Consider the following 16598-nt stretch of genomic DNA (forward strand, 5'->3'; position numbering starts at 1 on the left):
ATATAATCCATATTATTTAAAATACCCCTCACAAAAAAGGGGTATCATAAATTTTATTCAATTTTTAGATATTTACCCCCTGTAAAAATAGGATATGTCTTCAAAAAATCTATTTTTGTTAGTCTGAAAATTAAAAAATTTAACTTCCAAAGATTATGAGCAAAACAAAATTGGAGTATATCTGGCTAGATGGATACTTCCCCACGCAGAACATGAGAAGCAAAACCAAAGTAGTAAATGATTTTGGCGGAACCTTGGAAGACTGCCCAATGTGGTCTTTTGACGGAAGTTCAACCAAACAAGCCGAGGGTGGTTCTTCTGATTGTTTGTTAAAACCAGTTGCTATTTTCCCAGACCCAGTTAGAAAGGATGCTTTTCTGGTAATGACCGAAGTATTGAACGCCGATGGTACTCCCCACCCTTCTAACGGTAGGGCTACTATTGACGATGACGATAATGATTTCTGGTTCGGTTTTGAACAAGAATACTTTATCATGGATACAGTAACCGACCTTCCATTAGGCTTCCCAAGAGGTGGATATCCTGCCCCTCAAGGAATGTACTACTGCTCCGTAGGAGGAAAAAACACTCATGGTCGCCATATTGTTGAAGAACATGCAGATATGTGTATAGCTGCAGGTATCAACTTTGAAGGAATCAACCAAGAGGTTGCTTGCGGACAATGGGAATTTCAATTGTTTGCCAAAGGTGCAAAATTAGCCGGAGATGAGCTTTGGGTTGCCCGTTATTTGTTAGATAGATTAACAGAGCAATATGGTTATTACATTGAGTATCACCCAAAACCATTAGGTAAGGACATGGACTGGAACGGTTCTGGTATGCATGCCAACTTCTCTAACACTACTTTAAGAACTGCCGGTTCTAAGGAAGTTTATGAGAAAATTTGTGAAGCATTTAGACCTGTAGTTAAAGAGCACATCGAAGTTTACGGTGAGTTTAACGACCAACGCTTAACCGGTGACCACGAAACACAGTCTATCAATGAATTCTCATTTGGTATTTCTGACCGTGGAGCTTCTATCCGTATTCCTATCGCAACTGTAGAGAGCGGTTGGAAAGGTTGGTTGGAAGACAGAAGACCAGCTTCTAACGGTGATCCATATAAAATTGCTGGTAGAATCGTTAAGACCGTAAAGTCTGCTAACGTATAATCGAAAAGATTAATTGTTGACATAATACGTAAAAACGCCCTGATTTGTTCAGGGCGTTTTTTATTTCTTAAGTGAATTTTCCTCCAGAGGCTTTAAAGGTGTGTTCATCCAATAGCCACCAATATCTGGAAATAGTACAAGCGGCTGTTCTTTATCAAAGAATGGCTTGTCCTTCTTCATGAGCAATTCTTGTGAAGGAATAATAAAACCCATTTGCGTTTCTTGCACGAAGAACTCCCTAAATTGGTTGTATTCTTCCAATTTTCCCTCGTTTATAACATTACCGAATTCATCGAGAATACCACCTACATCAAATTGAAAATTTTCCCCATTTACATTACCATTAGCTATTTGTCCACCATTAAGACTATCCACCATTTTGTTCCATTCCTCATCTTTAACTTCCAGAAAGACCAAAACGCTTTTCTTTAATACCATTAGATAATCAATTTTTAACCTGACCCCTAAATATTTAAGGCTATAGCTCGACTTTTTATGTGTTTTGACTTCTGGATTTAAATTATTATTGAATTTAATTTAAATTGCCTTTCTATCCGGTCTAAACACAACTTCCTCAATTATAAACTTAGAAGGTGCGGCAAGTGTAAAGTTGTTGTGGAATGAAATAAAATTAAGCTCCATTTTATTGTTGCGCCCCCTTTTATATTCCGTTATAACTTCAAATATCAATTTCCCCTCCTTTTGATATTCTTCAACACTTCTCTCCCCCTCAAAGGTCCTATCAAATACAGCATACTCTAACTTGTGGATAGCAAAATCGTTCTTACTTATATAGATAGTACCCAACGCCCGGAAGTCTTCCATCCTCCGAATTAGACCAATTTTATACAGTTTTTCATCGCCTAGAGAGGTTTCATGAAACTTCCTGAATGAGTGATTGGCCACTAAGTCACCATCATTCAGCACATTTACGTAATCAAAACTATTTACCCTAAAATTACGGATGGCGTCATGAACCCTCAAAATCAAGAACTCGTTACCTCCGTAAGAGGGAAGAAAAGCCTTGTCAATTATCTTCTCATAATTTAAGTAGTCATAGGCCTTAGCCGCCCTATCATTCCGTTTGAAAGCTTCATTTAATCGACTTTCATAAATACTTACTTCACTATAATTTGAATCGTTATAATCAAAACCCGGGTCATACACCTCCAAAATGGCCTCGTTCAAGTTTAGGTATACTTCGCTGTCAAGTTGATAATCCCTTGAGTATCCCTTTTGAGAAAAACCCGAGGTTAGATAGTTAATTGGAATTCTTTCAATGGCCTTCTTTACTATTTGCCGAGCTGTCAATCTTTTTTTACGCTTAGCACTTACGACAGCTTCATCCAATGAAAAAATAGTGGTTGGTAACCTTATGATGTTAATTTCAGAAGGAGATAGTTTTGATATCGGAAAGTTCGTTAACTGATACCCCATACTTGAAACCTGAATGGTATCACCCAATTGGTAAAGGTTCTTAGGTAAGCGAAAACCTCCATCCATATTGGTAATCACACCTTTCGCTTTTCCTTTAATACGAACCGTAGCGTAGACAATTGGAATATTTGAAGTAGTTTCATAAACCCTGCCCCTAAGAAAATTCTCTTCTTGAGCATACAAAGTAATTGTCGAAAAACCGATCAACAGTATCAACAAACATTTAAGATAGCTCATAATTGCTGGTTTACCCCAAGGTAAAATACACAAAGGTCACATATAGACCCACAAGAATTATACCATCGCGCCACCCTAATCGCAAACCTTTAGGGAAGAAAACCAAGGGTAGGATAATAAAGGAAATACCCAACATCCAAAAAATATCGTTTTGCAATAGACCTTGATCCAAGACCTTTACGGGCGTTATAATCGAGGTAATGCCCAGAACCGCCAAAATATTGAAAATATTGGAGCCTATGAGATTCCCTAAGGAAATTGCCTTTTCTTTCTTTATCACAGCAATGATGGATGCTGCCAACTCCGGGATACTTGTACCTATGGATACCACTGTAACCCCAATGACTCGTTCGCTCACCCCATACAGTGTAGCCAAACCTACGGCACCATTGATCAATAGTTCAGAACCGCCCCAAAGAGCCACCCCCCCTAATCCGAGAAAAAGTACCGTCTTATATAACGGAAGAGGTTCATCATCTTCAGGAAGTTCGTCCACCACGGCAGGTTTTTGAAAACGGAGAAGATAGACCAAAAACAGAAAAAGAAAGGTTACCATAAGCAAACCTTCATACCGCACCAAAACGCCATCAAAATATATAAAACCAAAAAATACTGCAGAGGCAATCATCATCACGGGCCAATCCGTGGTATAAAAACTCTTGTTTACATCAATACTGCCCAAAATAACGGTGACGCCCAATACCAGACCAATATTGGCGATATTGGACCCCACTACGTTTCCTAGAGCCAAATCAGGAAAGCCATCCAGGGCGGATTTTATACTCACAATTAACTCCGGAGCTGAGGTAGCAAAGGAGACCACTGTCATCCCAATAACGATTTTAGGAATATTCAACCGCATTGACAAGGCCACAGCAGACTTCAGTAGCCAATTACCACCGGCAATTAACAATACGAGACCTAAAACTATAAATAATGAATTTTGCATGGTTGGGTAAATATAGAAACAAAGATAATTTAAGATTTACTAAACTATCTTAAGCCAACAAATACTTACAACCAAAAAAAAATCAAGAATGATGGTTTTGGTTAAAACATGAAAATTTTTGATGGAATGACCCTTGAAAACTCAAATTTGACCTAAAAGGACCCTTCAAATATTTCGAATACGAACCCATAGAGTGTTTTATAATAACATTTAGAAACAAAAAATAAGTAATCATAACCAAATACGAAACTACATTCATTTTATTGACTACAGTTTTGTATTTAATTTTAATAATAATTACCAATTTATTAGGAAGATATTAGCACTCTTATATATATTGAAAAGACAATCGATTGAGGAGTACTATTTACTCAACCTTCCAAAAGAAGGCTAACCCTAAAAATCTTTAAAATTAAAATGATCACTATTGCAAAAATGCTTTTATTTTTTATTTCCTTGATCCTTGCAATTATCTAGATACTTTTCCAATAGGCCTATTATAAAATTAGACCGCCAGCGGGCGGTCTAATTATTTTTTATATTATTTATATTTGGTAAAACCCAATTATGAAAAAAAGTTTTTTCAAATTCTTGGCCAAACTAAATAAAGTCTTGCTTCCTTCTTACACCAAAAAAAGACTGGATTTGGCAAAAGCATCTAAAATACAGTTGGCAATCATTGGTTGGCGTTATTACGTAACTACCCATGCCCTGTAAAACATTAGTACTTTATCAACGACTTTATAGGGTACTCCTTCAATTTTTCTGCTCCATTTAAAAAAGTAAGTTCAATTAAGAAATTACATTGAACAATTTCACCTCCTAAGCGTTTAATTAACTCACAAGTAGCCAAAGCAGTACCTCCCGTCGCCAAAACATCATCATGAACAAGTATTTTATCCCCCTTCTTAATACTATCTTGATGCACTTCTAGCATATCCTTACCATATTCCAAGTCATAGGATTGTTGAAGGGTCTTTGCAGGTAATTTCCCAGGTTTACGCACAGGAACAAATCCCGCGCCTAGTTTACTAGCGAGCAATGGGGCGAAAAAGAACCCTCTACTTTCCATACCAACCACCTTGTCTACATTTTTGTCATCTAAAAGTTCAAGTAAGGCTTTCACAGTTTGATTTAACGCCTCTCCATTTTTGAGCAAAGGTGTAATATCTTTAAATACCACTCCTTCTTTCGGAAAGTCTTGAATATCCCTGATATATGATTTAAAGTCTATATTTTTCATTTTCAGTTTTGCTGTAAAAGTAAAAAGAAATATATTTGCACCCCGTTTATAAGGCCTCGTGGCGCAACTGAATAGCGCATCTGATTACGGCTCAGAAGGTTGCAGGTTTGAATCCTGCCGAGGTCACTACAAGTGGAGAACCACGTCTTTTTAGACGTGGTTCTTTGTTTTCCGGAAAGATGGAAAGCGATAGGTTTCAATTTTTTTTAGCAAGACAAAGAACTAAGGCGATAGCTGTAGTTTTCCAATTGCAACATTTCGCTTAAAGGAAAATCGAAGGTAATCCTGCCGAGGTCAAGAATAAATCTAAAAGCAAGCAAAATCTTAAAGCTTGCTTTTTTGATTTTTTGGCCTTTTTTATTTTAAGCGTGGGGCACCAAGAAAGAGAAATAATCCTACTGAGTTCGTTTAAAGCTTAAACCCTCTATGAAAATGCAGGGATTTATTTTTTGGTTAAGACTATATCTATACCCTAACGGATGTTCAAGAAAAGATTATCAAGGATATTGGGTTGACTCCATCTTTTAAAAACCACAAAGAAGAAATTTGTTCCAAACCCCTTAACCAAAAGCCACTTCAATAGAACACCACACCCACCTTAATGAGCCATTCTTTTAAATTTTCCAAGGTTTTGAATCTATAAACCTTTAGAATTTTTGGTGTTTGAATGGACTACCGCTCAAAAACGATAAACTTGCCGTCCTCTTTAATAAGCAAAACTTTTGAGCTGAACGGACTTATCACGGTTATGTTCCATCCACTTTTGTGCCTCTCCACTTTAGGGGCAACCATTTTATCTAGAACCTTCAAGGATTTTGAGTCAATTTCATCCTTTACTTTTACAAAATTGTCCCCTGCCCCTAAAAGCTTTCGGTACAACGCATACATCTTCCATTTTATATGCTCGTCTTCAGGCAATTCAAAATCAACCTCTTTACCTACCTTTCCATCGGCAAAAAAAAGGTATCCCCAGTGCTCAGGTTCATGCATGTTGATAACCCATTGGGGCGACCATACCCAATTGTATTCTGGAAGAAATTTTCCATCGGCATCCTGTTTTCTGCTATACTTATCGTCCTTCAGCTGATAATCCCAGTTGACCCTGGAGAAGTTGATGCGCCAAAATTCATTTATAGGTACTCCGTTTTTTCTACTAGCTTCGGTTATTACCTTCCAAGGAAATGCTATTTCAACACTCCAGCCTTTATCTATATCCTTGGGGTCGTTCAAAGTACCGTCAATGCGAACGGCCGTTTTTACCCCTTGAATATCCCAACTATCAATTATTTTTCCATGATTCCTGTACGGTTTAGTGAGAAAAAGGTCCCACAAAGTGTTCAAGGCGTTCATTTCAAACTCATAATAATTATGGGTATCCCCATCTGGGTCAATAAAAATTTCAAAGTCATTATTGTAAAATATGACCGTGTCCCTTTGTTTTAAAGTTGCCCAAACATGAGGCTCTTCCATTTCCGCATAGAAATAAAGATATTCCTCATCATACAACATCTTCATCTTTGTTGAGTACGCTGGGGTTTTATCACCCTCAATATCTATATAATTGTCTGTCCATAATGCCTTTTCCCATGAAGTTTCATTGGCCATTCCATCAATTTGAATAGTATCTACGGTTTGGTATGCGATATAATTTCTAGGCGGTTCTTGTGCCTTCACCACAAAAACAGTTTTCAAGGAAAGAAAGAACGTTTTGATCATCATTGTTACCGATAGACCAGATTTTGAAATAGTAGTCATTTTAATAAATTTTGGTTTGGTTTAGCGCCAAAAGTAAAGATTAAAACCTAGAGGGTACCGGAGTTCTTTTCTTTTTACGAATGCTCCAAAATGCAATCGATATCCTTGTAACAACATTTAATTCATTAATGGTAATGTAACAATTATTACGTTCAAGCCCTTGTCTTTGTATTACTTTTGCTGAAAAGTTTATAATTAAATGGAATACATTCTCAAACCGTGGCCTTGGTACGTGTCAGGTCCTTTAATAGCTACGATTTTATTGCTTCTTCTCTATTTTGGTAAAACATTTGGCATGTCTAGCAACCTACGAACTTTTTGTAGTATTGGGGGAGCAGGCAAGTATGCCGATTTTTTTAAGTTCGACTGGCGTAGTCAAAAGTGGAACCTCACCGTTGTTCTAGGAGCTGTAATCGGCGGATTTATTGCCGTACAATTTCTGTCTAACGGAGCGCCTATAGATTTAAACCCGGAAACGGTTGAAGACCTAAAAAAATTAGGGTTTCAAAATGCTGGAGAGTCCATTTTACCTCCTGAAATTTATAGCTGGGAGAATGTATTAACCTTAAAAGGTATGCTCATATTGTTAATTGGTGGTCTTTTGGTAGGTTTTGGAACACGCTATGCTGGGGGTTGCACCTCCGGGCACGCGATTACAGGTCTAAGTAATCTTCAACTACCGTCTCTCATTGCAGTTATTGGTTTTTTTATAGGTGGTTTGCTGATGACCCATTTTATTCTCCCCCTAATTTTTTAATTGATGAAGTTTCTAAAATTTTTACTTGTAGGAGTATTTTTTGGAATTGTTTTGGTTAAATCCGAAGCTGTTTCTTGGTACCGTATTTTTGAAATGTTCAAGTTTCAGTCTTTCCATATGTATGGCATTATAGGATCTGCCGTGTTGCTAGGAATCACAATTGTATATACCATCAAAAAAACAAAGCTGAAGAGTATTGAAGGAAAGGAAATTTACCTCCCTCCAAAGGACAAAAGTGTGACCCGATATTTGTTGGGTGGTAGCATTTTTGGATTAGGATGGGCACTTGCGGGAGCTTGCCCCGGACCCATGTACATATTGGTAGGAACTGGGGTTTTAAGTATGCTTGTCGTAATAGCGGGAGCCGTTTTGGGTACTTTTCTCTACGGGGTTTTTCGGCATAAACTCCCCCATTAAGTTAACTTTAGACAATTTCCGCACTCAGGCCCGCTCGCAATAGTTTGCTGCAACGAGGTTCCAAATCTTTGTATTCACCCGTTTTTACCGTACACTTACCGTTATAATGTACGATAATGGAGCATTGTTCCGCTTGCTCCGGGGTATGATCGCAAACATCGATCAGGGTTTCAATAACGTGGTCAAAGGTGTTTACATCATCGTTAAAAAGAACAATTTCATTTTGTTTAACAACCTCTTCCTCTAAAAATAAATCTTCTAAAATCTTTTCCCTCGTACTCATATCTTTTTCATTTTAGACGTGCAAGACACTTTCTAAAATACGTATTTTACTGCTACCCAATTGTTTCTGGAAATATTTTTTTCAAATTTTAATCCACAGCTGTTACATATTTCGGAAATCGCAAAAATATCATCTTCATAGAAGCCACTTACAAAAAGTATGCCGTTGGGTTTAAGACACTTTGCATATGCAGGAATGTCATTTATCAAAATATTACGGTTGATATTGGCCAAAACAACATCGTACATTTTGTCACTATTCAAGAGGCTTACATCGCCTTCAAAAACGGAAATCTGCACCTTATTTCTTTCAACATTTTCCACTGCATTATGGTAACACCAATTATCAATATCAATAGCCTCTACATTGGCTGCCCCTTTCATGGCCGCTAATATGGCCAAGACACCGGTTCCGCTACCCATATCCAAAACGGACTTCCCTTCAAAATCATGATCTATGATCATTTGAAGCATCATATGGGTTGTCTCGTGATGACCTGTACCAAAGCTCATTTTGGGCTCAATAACAATATCATAGGTCACCTGAGGCTTTTCATGAAAGGGAGCCCGTACTGAGCATTCCTCTCCCACAAGAATTGGATTAAAATTCGCTTCCCAAGTGGCATTCCAATTTTCTTGCTCAATCTCTTTTTTTTCAAAAGAAATAGTAAAATCGGTATTCTTAAGAATATCTATGGAGCCCATCATTCCTTCTTCAAACTCTTCCTTTTGAATATAGGCTTGTACACCTGTTTCATTTTCAACAAAACTTTCAAAACCTACTTCTCCCAATTCTGCAATTAAAATATCGGTAGCTGGCTGAAGCGGTAAAACGGTAAAACTATATTCTATGTAAATGGTATTCTCCATACAAAATCAAAGAGGAGTGCAGAACACTCCCCTATTAAGTTATTATGTGTCATCAATTTTTTAGATAGCCCCAATGATGGCCACGAAATCATCGGCTTTTAAAGAAGCCCCTCCAATTAGTCCGCCATCTACATCTGGCTTACCAAAGATTTCCTTTGCATTGGCAGGCTTTACACTACCACCGTACAAAATGGAAACATTTCCGGCAATTGTGGCATTATAGGCTTCCGTAATGGTCTTACGGATAAATGCATGCATCTCCTGTGCTTGTTCCGGAGAAGCGGTTTCTCCCGTTCCAATGGCCCAAACCGGCTCATACGCTAATATAATGCTGCTCCATGCCGATGCATCTAGAGAGAACAAGGCATTCTTCAATTGGCTCTCTACAACATTAAAATGATTACCGGATTTTCTATCTTCCAGCTCTTCTCCAAAACAGAACATAACTTTCATGTTCTTGTCCAAGGCAGCTTTTACCTTTTGTGCTAATATTTCATCATCTTCCTTAAAATAAGCCCTTCTTTCTGAGTGGCCTAAAATGACAGTTTCCACTCCAATGCTAAGAAGCATGTCTGCTGAAATCTCACCCGTATACGCCCCGCTTTCTGCAAAGTGCATATTTTGCGCAATTACTTGAATTACGGAAGACTCCAAAGAACGAACAGCTCCAGCCAAATTAACAAAAGTAGGGGCTACCATCACTTGGGCATTGGTATCTGGCAGTTTTGCAGCTAATTCCGTTAATAATGCTTCGGTCTCCGCCGCATTCTTGTTCATTTTCCAGTTTCCGGCAACTATTTTGCTTCTCATTTTATTTTAATTTTTAGTGTTCATGGTTAAATAAATATGGCCGTTTGAAAATCAATTGAATTCCAACGCGTCCAAATCGTTATAATGTACTTTTTGTTTGATGGTTCCTTTCTCTAAAACCAACACTCCAGGGTTGGAACGCACAATGGTTTTTAATGTGGTCTCATCCGTAAAATAGAATTCAAAATCCAGTTTAAATTTATCGACTAAGGCCTGGGTCTGCTCATTATTGGAAGCGGACATCCCTATGACTTTATAACCGTTGCTTTTAGCTTTAGCCGTTACGGATTTTACTTCAGCATAAGCCTCCTCATTTGTTTTACGAAGATCATAAGCAATTACCATCAACAATTTAGGCTCTTGAAGCAAACTTGCAGCGAAATCCTCGCCATCTTGCTCTATGGTAAAATCATGAACAGGAGGTTCATACCCTTTTTGAACTTCAGTTGTTTCCACATCTACAAACTCACCATCCACTTGTGGATAATCCCCTTGGGTAACAATCACTTTTTCCTCTCCGTTCACATCAAATTTCCATGCGTAATCATAAATGGGCTTAGGAGCATCTTCCGGTACGCTCATTCCTTCCTCAATATTGGCTCCAATTTTATAGGGCCTAAAATCTATGACAGGTAGATGATTGAGTACGTGATTGCAATACGCAATACACAACAATAAGGAGATAACCGTAACAATGGAACGCCCTTTAAAACTAAACAGGGGTGTGATATACTTTTGTCCTAAAAACAGCGCCAGTATCAATACCAACAGTATAACATCCTTGATAAATGACTCCCACGGCGTTAATTTTATGGCGTCTCCAAAACACCCGCAGTCCGTTACTTTATTGTAGTAGGCAGAGTAAAAGGTCAAAAATGTAAAGCCGACAATCATGATTAACAAGCTCCATACCGTAAATTTCACCCTGAACCCCACTAATAGCATGACACCCAATAGCACCTCAAAAATTACAACGAATATGGAAATTGCCAGCGCATAAGGCTCAAATACCGGCATATCAAGCACTCCTTGGCTAAAATATTCTTCCAGTTTAAAAGAAAACCCCACGGGGTCGTTCAGTTTTATAAATCCGCTGATAATAAAAAGAATCCCAACAAATACCCTACTTATACCAACTACATACTTCATCTTAAGAACCGGATTTTTCATTAAGGTGAATAAGAGCAAAAACCGCATAATTCACCATATCTTGGTAATTGGCATCTATACCTTCGCTCACCAAAGTCTTGCCTTTGTTGTCCTCTATTTGTTTAACACGTAATAGTTTTTGAAGAATAAGGTCTGTTAATGAACTTACCCGCATATCCCTCCAGGCCTCCCCATAGTCATGATTTTTGTTCTCCATAAGTTGCTTGGTATCCGCGGTGTGCTGATCGTAAAGTTCTACGGCAGCGTCCGGGTCCAAATCCGGTTGATCCGCCACGCCTTTTTGTAGCTGGATCAAAGCCATAATGGAGTAATTGATAATGCCGATAAACTCGGAACGTTCCCCTTCATCTACTTTCCTAACCTCATTTTCTTGAAGCCCCCTAATACGCTGAGCCTTGATGTAAATTTGATCGGTAAGGGAAGGTAGGCGTAAAATTCTCCAGGCACTCCCATAGTCCTGCATTTTATTCTTGAACAACTCACGACACGTTTTTATGACCTCGTCATACTGCTGGGAAGTTTCTGGCATGGATATCGTTTCTAATTTGCGTAAATTTCACACAAAATTTTGAATTGCTCAAAGTTCGTGTTTTAAACTTGGTTTTTCAAATCATAGCGCTTCAACTTTACGTAAAATGACCATTAACTGCCTAGGCCAACTTATAGACTTATCAACCCCCAAAATAATGGGGATACTAAATATAACCCCAGACTCCTTTTTTGATGGGGGTAATTACACCCACGAATCCCAAATTTTACATCAGACCGAAAAAATGCTGGCCGAGGGAGCAACTTTTATAGATGTGGGTGCCTACAGTTCCAGACCGGGTGCTGATCATGTAAGCGAGGAGGAAGAATTGCAGCGCATAGTCCCTATTGTACAATTACTTACCAAAGAATTTAAAGGGGTTAACCTATCCATAGATACTTTTAGAAGCCGGGTAGCCAAAGAGTGTATCAATTCCGGAGCGGCCCTCATAAATGATATTTCCGCAGGGCTTATGGATGAAAAAATGCTTTCAACCATCGCCAAACTGCACGTGCCGTATATCATGATGCACATGCGCGGAACTCCAAAAACCATGCAATCCTTAACGCAATATGATAATTTGCTTACGGATGTTTTAACGTATTTTGCAGAGCGAACTGCAGCTACCAAGGCCTTGGGAATTGTAGATGTGATTATTGACCCCGGTTTTGGGTTTGCGAAAACTTTGGAACAGAATTTTCAACTTTTAGGAGCACTTGAGCTATTTAATAACTTAGAACACCCTCTTTTAATTGGCTTAAGCCGAAAGTCAATGATTTATAAAAGTCTACAAACCGATGCAAAAAAAGCCCTTAACGGCACTACGGCACTTAACATGGTGGCGTTGGAAAAAGGAGCCAATATTTTACGAGTTCATGACGTTAAAGAAGCCATGGAATGTGTTAAACTTGCAGAAAACCTGAAGAGCGAATTATTTTCCTAATTTTACAAAAACTCCTCCCAATTTTGGACTTTCTCAATTTTCTGGAATTTAATGTGACCGATTTACTGGATATTTTTCTGGTAGCCGTTCTTCTCTACTATGTGTACAAACTGGTACGCGGATCGGCAGCCATCAATATCTTTATAGGAATCGTTATCATTTGGGGTTTTTGGAAACTCACAGAACTCCTAGGAATGGAAATGATCAGCAGTCTGGTGGGTGCTTTTATGCAGGTAGGACTAATAGCGTTAATCATTGTTTTTCAACAAGAAATACGTAAATTCCTCCTCATGGTGGGGTCCACCAATTTTTCCAACCGAAAAAAATTCCTGAAACATTTTAAATTTTTAAAAGAAGATAGCCTAAATACTTCTACCGATGTAGATGCCATCATATCTGCCTGTAAAAAAATGAACACCACCAAAACCGGTGCGCTCATTGTAATTGAACGAAACACTTCTTTGGACTTTATAAAATCTTCTGGTGACAAAATGTATGCGGAAGTAAACAAACCCATTTTAGAAAGTATTTTTTACAAAAACAGTCCCTTGCATGATGGTGCTGCCGTAATTGAGGACAATCATATTGTAGCCACAAGGGTCATCTTACCCGTTTCAAACAAAAGAAATATCCCTCTTCGATTTGGGCTTAGACATAGAGCCGCCGTAGGCATTACAGAAAAAACCGATGCCTTGGCTTTGGTAGTAAGCGAAGAGACGGGCAACATCTCCTACATAAAAAACGGGGAGTTCACGGACTATGCAGATTTGAACGAACTCATAGAGATCATTAAAAATGATTTAGTGGATTAAGCCACTTTTTCTTCCATAAATTGTGCTTCGTACAATTTACTATAATAGCCACCTTGTTTAAGAAGTTGTTTATGCGTACCGGTCTCTACAATTTTACCGGCATCCATGACAATAATTTTGTCCGCTTTTTTAATGGTAGCCAATCGGTGGGCGATAATTATGGAGGTTCGCCCTTCCGTAATCTTTTCGGTAGCCCGTTGAATCAATTGTTCAGAATAGGTATCTACTGAGGAAGTAGCCTCATCCAAGACAAGAATACTGGGGTCGCTTACATAGGCCCGTAAGAAAGCAATCAATTGCCGTTGACCACTGGAGAGCATTGTACCCCTTTCTTTTACGTTATATTGATATCCCCCTGGCAAACTGGTGATAAATTCGTCAACTCCAATTTCATTGGCTGCCGCTATTATCTGTTCCAAATCAACGGAAGGATTTTTCAGGGAGATATTGTTCTCTATCGTATCGGCAAAAAGAAAAACATCCTGAAGCACTACCGCAATTTGAGCACGAAGGGAGCTCAATTTAAAATCTCGAATATTGATATCATCCACAAGGATGCTTCCCGAGTTAATTTCGTAGAATCGGTTCAACAGGTTAATAATGGTCGATTTACCTGCTCCGGTAGCACCTACAATGGCTACCGTTTCCCCAGCTTTTACCTCAAAAGAAATACCGTGAAGCACTTCCTCATCTTCCAAATAACCAAAACGAACGTCAGAAAAGGTAAGGTTTCCACTTACATTCTCTTTTTCAATTTCCCCTACATCCTGAATATTGCTTTGGGTATCCAAGATTTTAAAAACCCTATTGGCCGCCACCATTCCCATTTGAAGTGTATTGAACTTATCGGCGATTTGTCTCAAAGGCCTGAACAAAATTTCAATATACATGATAAAGGCAAAAATGGTTCCCGCCAGATCTGCACCAATATTGGCAACATTTTGCAAACCACCATACCAAACCACCAGACCAATAGCTACAGACGAAACTATTTCGGCAATTGGAAAAAATATAGAGTTGTACCAAACCGTTTTGAGCCATGCATTTTGATGCTTCTCATTGATGACCCTAAAATTCTCACTTTCAATTTTTTCACGGGTAAACAACTGCACGATCTTCATGCCCGTTAAACGCTCCTGTACAAAGGAGTTGAGATTCGAGACCTCTGCCCTTACGTCTATAAAAGCAACTTTCATTGCTTTTTGGAATAGGCGTGTTGCATATAGAATAACAGGTAGAATGGCAAAAACAATAAGGGCCAATTTCCAGTTGAGGTACAACATCATCCCTGCTGCGGCAAACATTTTTAGCAAGTCTGCCACAATCATGAAAAATCCTTGACTAAATATTTCACCGATCCGTTGCATATCCGCTACCGCGCGTGTAACCAAAACTCCTAATGAAGAATTATCAAAGTACTTCATTCTAAAGCCCAGCATGTGCTTGAAAAGATTGATACGCACATCTTTTATTACCGATTCCCCCAACCAGTTGGCATAGTAATTAAAGAGCAATTGACAGATTACCTGCCCCAAGAGAACCACTAACATGATTACACTAAGGTTCAATAGTTTTTCGCCATTAGGCTCCAAAATGGCATTGTCAATTATTTTTTGAACAATGTATGGTATCATCACTGCAAATGCCGATAGAAGTATAGCAGCAAGCGCAACACCATAAAAAGTGAGCCTATAAGGTCTGGTATGCGCCATTAGGCGTCTAAAAAGTCGAACATCAAAGGCTTTACCAGAATCTTTATCCATGCGCTGAAAGGGTCTTTTTAGGATATAAAACAGACGTCAAATATAAGCCTTTTGCCGGTACAGAAGCACCGGCCTTACTTCTGTCCCTGCTATTTAGTACGGTTTTAACATAGGACAAATCCCATTTGCCCATACCCACTTCCAACAGTGTACCAACCACGGCACGCACCATATTTCTCAAAAATCGATCGGCTGTTATGGAAAAAACCAGCTTATCCTCTCTTACTTCCCACACTGCTCTTTTAACCTCGCAGAGAAATGTTTTTACATCGGTATTGGATCTTGAAAAGCATTCAAAATCTTTATGGTCCAGTAGTAAAGAGGCGGCTTCGTTCATTTTTCCAATATCCAATGGGACCTTCACATAGTGAGCAGATTCAGTATAAAATGGATTTTTTTCTTGGACTATCCAATACTCGTAGCTTCTCTCAAAAGCTTCAAAACGTGCATGCGCACTTTCCTCTACCTGATGTAGTTTTTTTAAAGAAATATCCGCTGGAAGAAAGGCATTTAATCTATATACGGTCTGTTGCAAATCGTTTATTGCATTACTCTCAAAATGGGCGTACATCTGTTTGGCATGCACTCCCGCATCCGTTCGACCCGCTCCGGTAAGCTCAACAGTTTCTCTTAAATAGGTGGAGAAAGTTTCTTCCAAAACACCCTGAACCGTTATGGCGTTAGGTTGTTTTTGCCAACCGTGATAATTCTTTCCGAAGTATGAAAACTCAACAAAATATCTCAACTTGAAACCTTAGTTTTGTAAAATTTCAAAGATAGTTTACTTTCTTAAAAGGTAGACACTTCTTTATCTTACATCCCCTAAAGTATCATTAATGACCCGTATTCTTTTACTTTCTGACACCCATTCCCATATAGACGATACCATTCTTAAATACGCAAGACAGGCAGATGAAATATGGCACGCCGGAGATATTGGAAACCTTAGGGTAACTGATAAACTCAAAGCCCTAAAACCTGTAAGAGCCGTTTATGGTAATATTGATGACCACATTATACAAAAAGAATTTCCGCTTGATAATCGTTTTTTATGTGAGCAAGTGGAGGTACTTATGACACATATTGGAGGATATCCACCAAAATACAATTCACGAACCCGGCCAATGATACAGAAACAGCCACCCAAACTCTTTATTTGTGGACATTCCCACATTCTAAAGGTGATGATGGACCAAAAGAATCAAGTATTGCATATGAATCCAGGAGCCTGTGGAAAGCACGGTTTTCACCAAGTAAGGACCATGCTCCGTTTCAAAATTGACGGGCCGGAAATTAAAGACCTTGAAGTTATTGAATTAGGAAAACGTTAATTGAAAACGTAGCCCAATAGCCAGTAAAGTATTATAAATACGACCACAAAACCGATACAACCGCATTTACCGCCTCCCATTTTTTTTGCTCCCCAACCTGCGAGAATCGCTCTTAGAATAT

19 protein-coding genes and 1 tRNA gene are annotated in these 16598 nt (G+C 38.7%); 8 read left to right on the plus strand and 12 right to left on the minus strand.

The genetic code is table 11. From position 1 onward, the window contains the following. Positions 1–155 precede the first annotated feature (155 nt). Entirely contained in the window at positions 156–1172 is a 1017-nt protein-coding gene (locus tag IL355_RS13840) for a glutamine synthetase beta-grasp domain-containing protein (protein WP_192462702.1), read from the plus strand. A gap of 60 nt (positions 1173–1232) precedes the next feature. On the opposite strand, the gene IL355_RS13845 is transcribed toward IL355_RS13840, so the two are convergent. From IL355_RS13845 to IL355_RS13855, 3 genes are all read right to left on the minus strand, one after another. Then, positions 1233–1610 (minus strand): hypothetical protein, encoded by a 378-nt coding sequence (locus IL355_RS13845; RefSeq protein WP_192462703.1) that lies wholly within the window; start codon positions 1608–1610, stop codon positions 1233–1235. A gap of 99 nt (positions 1611–1709) precedes the next feature. Continuing rightward, entirely contained in the window at positions 1710–2846 is a 1137-nt protein-coding gene (locus tag IL355_RS13850; RefSeq protein ID WP_192462704.1) for a carboxypeptidase-like regulatory domain-containing protein, read from the minus strand. A gap of 10 nt (positions 2847–2856) precedes the next feature. Continuing rightward, on the minus strand, positions 2857–3795 hold the full coding sequence (locus IL355_RS13855) for a calcium/sodium antiporter (protein ID WP_192462705.1): 939 nt from the start codon (positions 3793–3795) through the stop codon (positions 2857–2859). A 567-nt stretch (positions 3796–4362) separates the two neighbouring features. Between IL355_RS13855 and IL355_RS13860 the strand changes: the two genes are divergently transcribed. After that, a complete protein-coding gene (locus IL355_RS13860) occupies positions 4363–4512 on the plus strand; it encodes an SsrA-binding protein (protein ID WP_192462706.1) in 150 nt (49 codons plus the stop codon). Between the two features lie 4 nt (positions 4513–4516). On the opposite strand, the gene IL355_RS13865 is transcribed toward IL355_RS13860, so the two are convergent. Continuing rightward, positions 4517–5029 (minus strand): adenine phosphoribosyltransferase, encoded by a 513-nt coding sequence (locus IL355_RS13865; RefSeq protein WP_192462823.1) that lies wholly within the window; start codon positions 5027–5029, stop codon positions 4517–4519. Positions 5030–5090: 61 nt separating this feature from the next. Between IL355_RS13865 and IL355_RS13870 the strand changes: the two genes are divergently transcribed. Then, positions 5091–5164: transfer RNA gene (locus IL355_RS13870), tRNA-Arg, on the plus strand. Between the two features lie 546 nt (positions 5165–5710). On the opposite strand, the gene IL355_RS13875 is transcribed toward IL355_RS13870, so the two are convergent. Beyond that, positions 5711–6793: a carbohydrate-binding family 9-like protein gene (locus IL355_RS13875; protein ID WP_225621248.1), complete on the minus strand. Its 1083-nt coding sequence runs from the start codon at positions 6791–6793 to the stop codon at positions 5711–5713. Positions 6794–6992: 199 nt separating this feature from the next. Here IL355_RS13875 and IL355_RS13880 point away from each other — a divergent pair, with 199 nt between their 5' ends. Both IL355_RS13880 and IL355_RS13885 read left to right on the plus strand, forming a co-directional pair. Beyond that, positions 6993–7550 (plus strand): YeeE/YedE family protein, encoded by a 558-nt coding sequence (locus tag IL355_RS13880; protein WP_192462707.1) that lies wholly within the window; start codon positions 6993–6995, stop codon positions 7548–7550. 3 nt (positions 7551–7553) lie between these two features. Next, complete coding sequence (locus IL355_RS13885; RefSeq protein ID WP_192462708.1) at positions 7554–7967, plus strand: DUF6691 family protein; 414 nt, start codon at positions 7554–7556, stop codon at positions 7965–7967. A 7-nt stretch (positions 7968–7974) separates the two neighbouring features. Here the strand turns inward: IL355_RS13885 and IL355_RS13890 are convergent, their stop codons facing one another. The 5 genes from IL355_RS13890 to IL355_RS13910 are packed head-to-tail and all read right to left on the minus strand — an operon-like array spanning position 7975 to position 11628. Beyond that, positions 7975–8250 (minus strand): ATP-dependent Clp protease adaptor ClpS, encoded by a 276-nt coding sequence (locus IL355_RS13890; RefSeq protein WP_192462709.1) that lies wholly within the window; start codon positions 8248–8250, stop codon positions 7975–7977. Between the two features lie 32 nt (positions 8251–8282). Next, on the minus strand, positions 8283–9119 hold the full coding sequence (gene prmA, locus IL355_RS13895) for a 50S ribosomal protein L11 methyltransferase (protein ID WP_192462710.1): 837 nt from the start codon (positions 9117–9119) through the stop codon (positions 8283–8285). A 60-nt stretch (positions 9120–9179) separates the two neighbouring features. Next, complete coding sequence (gene tpiA / locus IL355_RS13900; protein WP_192462711.1) at positions 9180–9929, minus strand: triose-phosphate isomerase; 750 nt, start codon at positions 9927–9929, stop codon at positions 9180–9182. Between the two features lie 51 nt (positions 9930–9980). Then, positions 9981–11078 carry a BT_3928 family protein gene (locus tag IL355_RS13905; RefSeq protein WP_192462825.1) on the minus strand — a complete coding sequence of 366 codons (1098 nt, stop codon included), beginning with the start codon at positions 11076–11078 and terminating at the stop codon, positions 9981–9983. A gap of 1 nt (position 11079) precedes the next feature. Beyond that, positions 11080–11628 carry a DUF1599 domain-containing protein gene (locus IL355_RS13910; protein ID WP_192462712.1) on the minus strand — a complete coding sequence of 183 codons (549 nt, stop codon included), beginning with the start codon at positions 11626–11628 and terminating at the stop codon, positions 11080–11082. A gap of 106 nt (positions 11629–11734) precedes the next feature. On the opposite strand from IL355_RS13910, the gene folP reads away from it, so the two are divergent. Both folP and cdaA read left to right on the plus strand, forming a co-directional pair. Next, positions 11735–12571 carry a dihydropteroate synthase gene (gene folP / locus IL355_RS13915; RefSeq protein ID WP_192462713.1) on the plus strand — a complete coding sequence of 279 codons (837 nt, stop codon included), beginning with the start codon at positions 11735–11737 and terminating at the stop codon, positions 12569–12571. A gap of 23 nt (positions 12572–12594) precedes the next feature. Beyond that, on the plus strand, positions 12595–13383 hold the full coding sequence (gene cdaA / locus IL355_RS13920) for a diadenylate cyclase CdaA (protein WP_187457138.1): 789 nt from the start codon (positions 12595–12597) through the stop codon (positions 13381–13383). Here the strand turns inward: cdaA and IL355_RS13925 are convergent. Together IL355_RS13925 and truA are read right to left on the minus strand one after the other, a co-directional pair. Beyond that, a complete protein-coding gene (locus IL355_RS13925) occupies positions 13380–15146 on the minus strand; it encodes an ABC transporter ATP-binding protein (protein WP_192462714.1) in 1767 nt (588 codons plus the stop codon). The two genes, cdaA and IL355_RS13925, sit on opposite strands and share 4 nt — an antisense overlap. Then, positions 15139–15891: a tRNA pseudouridine(38-40) synthase TruA gene (truA, locus tag IL355_RS13930; protein WP_192462715.1), complete on the minus strand. Its 753-nt coding sequence runs from the start codon at positions 15889–15891 to the stop codon at positions 15139–15141. Before truA ends, IL355_RS13925 begins: the two co-directional genes overlap by 8 nt. 91 nt (positions 15892–15982) lie before the next feature. On the opposite strand from truA, the gene IL355_RS13935 reads away from it, so the two are divergent. Next, on the plus strand, positions 15983–16477 hold the full coding sequence (locus tag IL355_RS13935; RefSeq protein ID WP_192462716.1) for a metallophosphoesterase family protein: 495 nt from the start codon (positions 15983–15985) through the stop codon (positions 16475–16477). Positions 16478–16598 lie beyond the last annotated feature (121 nt).

It is taken from the genome of Euzebyella saccharophila (assembly GCF_014855495.1).
GTDB lineage: Bacteria > Bacteroidota > Bacteroidia > Flavobacteriales > Flavobacteriaceae > Euzebyella > Euzebyella saccharophila.

What these genes read in the sequence shown, in the direction of transcription:
- IL355_RS13840 (WP_192462702.1), top strand. Translation starts at nt 156, where the DNA reads ATGAGCAAAACAAAATTGGAGTATATCTGGCTAGATGGATACTTCCCC.
- IL355_RS13875 (WP_225621248.1), bottom strand. Translation starts at nt 6,793, where the DNA reads ATGACTACTATTTCAAAATCTGGTCTATCGGTAACAATGATGATCAAA.
- IL355_RS13925 (WP_192462714.1), bottom strand. Translation starts at nt 15,146, where the DNA reads ATGGATAAAGATTCTGGTAAAGCCTTTGATGTTCGACTTTTTAGACGC.
- IL355_RS13905 (WP_192462825.1), bottom strand. Translation starts at nt 11,078, where the DNA reads ATGAAGTATGTAGTTGGTATAAGTAGGGTATTTGTTGGGATTCTTTTT.
- IL355_RS13890 (WP_192462709.1), bottom strand. Translation starts at nt 8,250, where the DNA reads ATGAGTACGAGGGAAAAGATTTTAGAAGATTTATTTTTAGAGGAAGAG.
- prmA (WP_192462710.1), bottom strand. Translation starts at nt 9,119, where the DNA reads ATGGAGAATACCATTTACATAGAATATAGTTTTACCGTTTTACCGCTT.
- IL355_RS13845 (WP_192462703.1), bottom strand. Translation starts at nt 1,610, where the DNA reads ATGGTATTAAAGAAAAGCGTTTTGGTCTTTCTGGAAGTTAAAGATGAG.
- IL355_RS13910 (WP_192462712.1), bottom strand. Translation starts at nt 11,628, where the DNA reads ATGCCAGAAACTTCCCAGCAGTATGACGAGGTCATAAAAACGTGTCGT.
- folP (WP_192462713.1), top strand. Translation starts at nt 11,735, where the DNA reads ATGACCATTAACTGCCTAGGCCAACTTATAGACTTATCAACCCCCAAA.
- IL355_RS13860 (WP_192462706.1), top strand. Translation starts at nt 4,363, where the DNA reads ATGAAAAAAAGTTTTTTCAAATTCTTGGCCAAACTAAATAAAGTCTTG.
- IL355_RS13935 (WP_192462716.1), top strand. Translation starts at nt 15,983, where the DNA reads ATGACCCGTATTCTTTTACTTTCTGACACCCATTCCCATATAGACGAT.
- IL355_RS13850 (WP_192462704.1), bottom strand. Translation starts at nt 2,846, where the DNA reads ATGAGCTATCTTAAATGTTTGTTGATACTGTTGATCGGTTTTTCGACA.
- IL355_RS13885 (WP_192462708.1), top strand. Translation starts at nt 7,554, where the DNA reads ATGAAGTTTCTAAAATTTTTACTTGTAGGAGTATTTTTTGGAATTGTT.
- tpiA (WP_192462711.1), bottom strand. Translation starts at nt 9,929, where the DNA reads ATGAGAAGCAAAATAGTTGCCGGAAACTGGAAAATGAACAAGAATGCG.
- IL355_RS13855 (WP_192462705.1), bottom strand. Translation starts at nt 3,795, where the DNA reads ATGCAAAATTCATTATTTATAGTTTTAGGTCTCGTATTGTTAATTGCC.
- IL355_RS13880 (WP_192462707.1), top strand. Translation starts at nt 6,993, where the DNA reads ATGGAATACATTCTCAAACCGTGGCCTTGGTACGTGTCAGGTCCTTTA.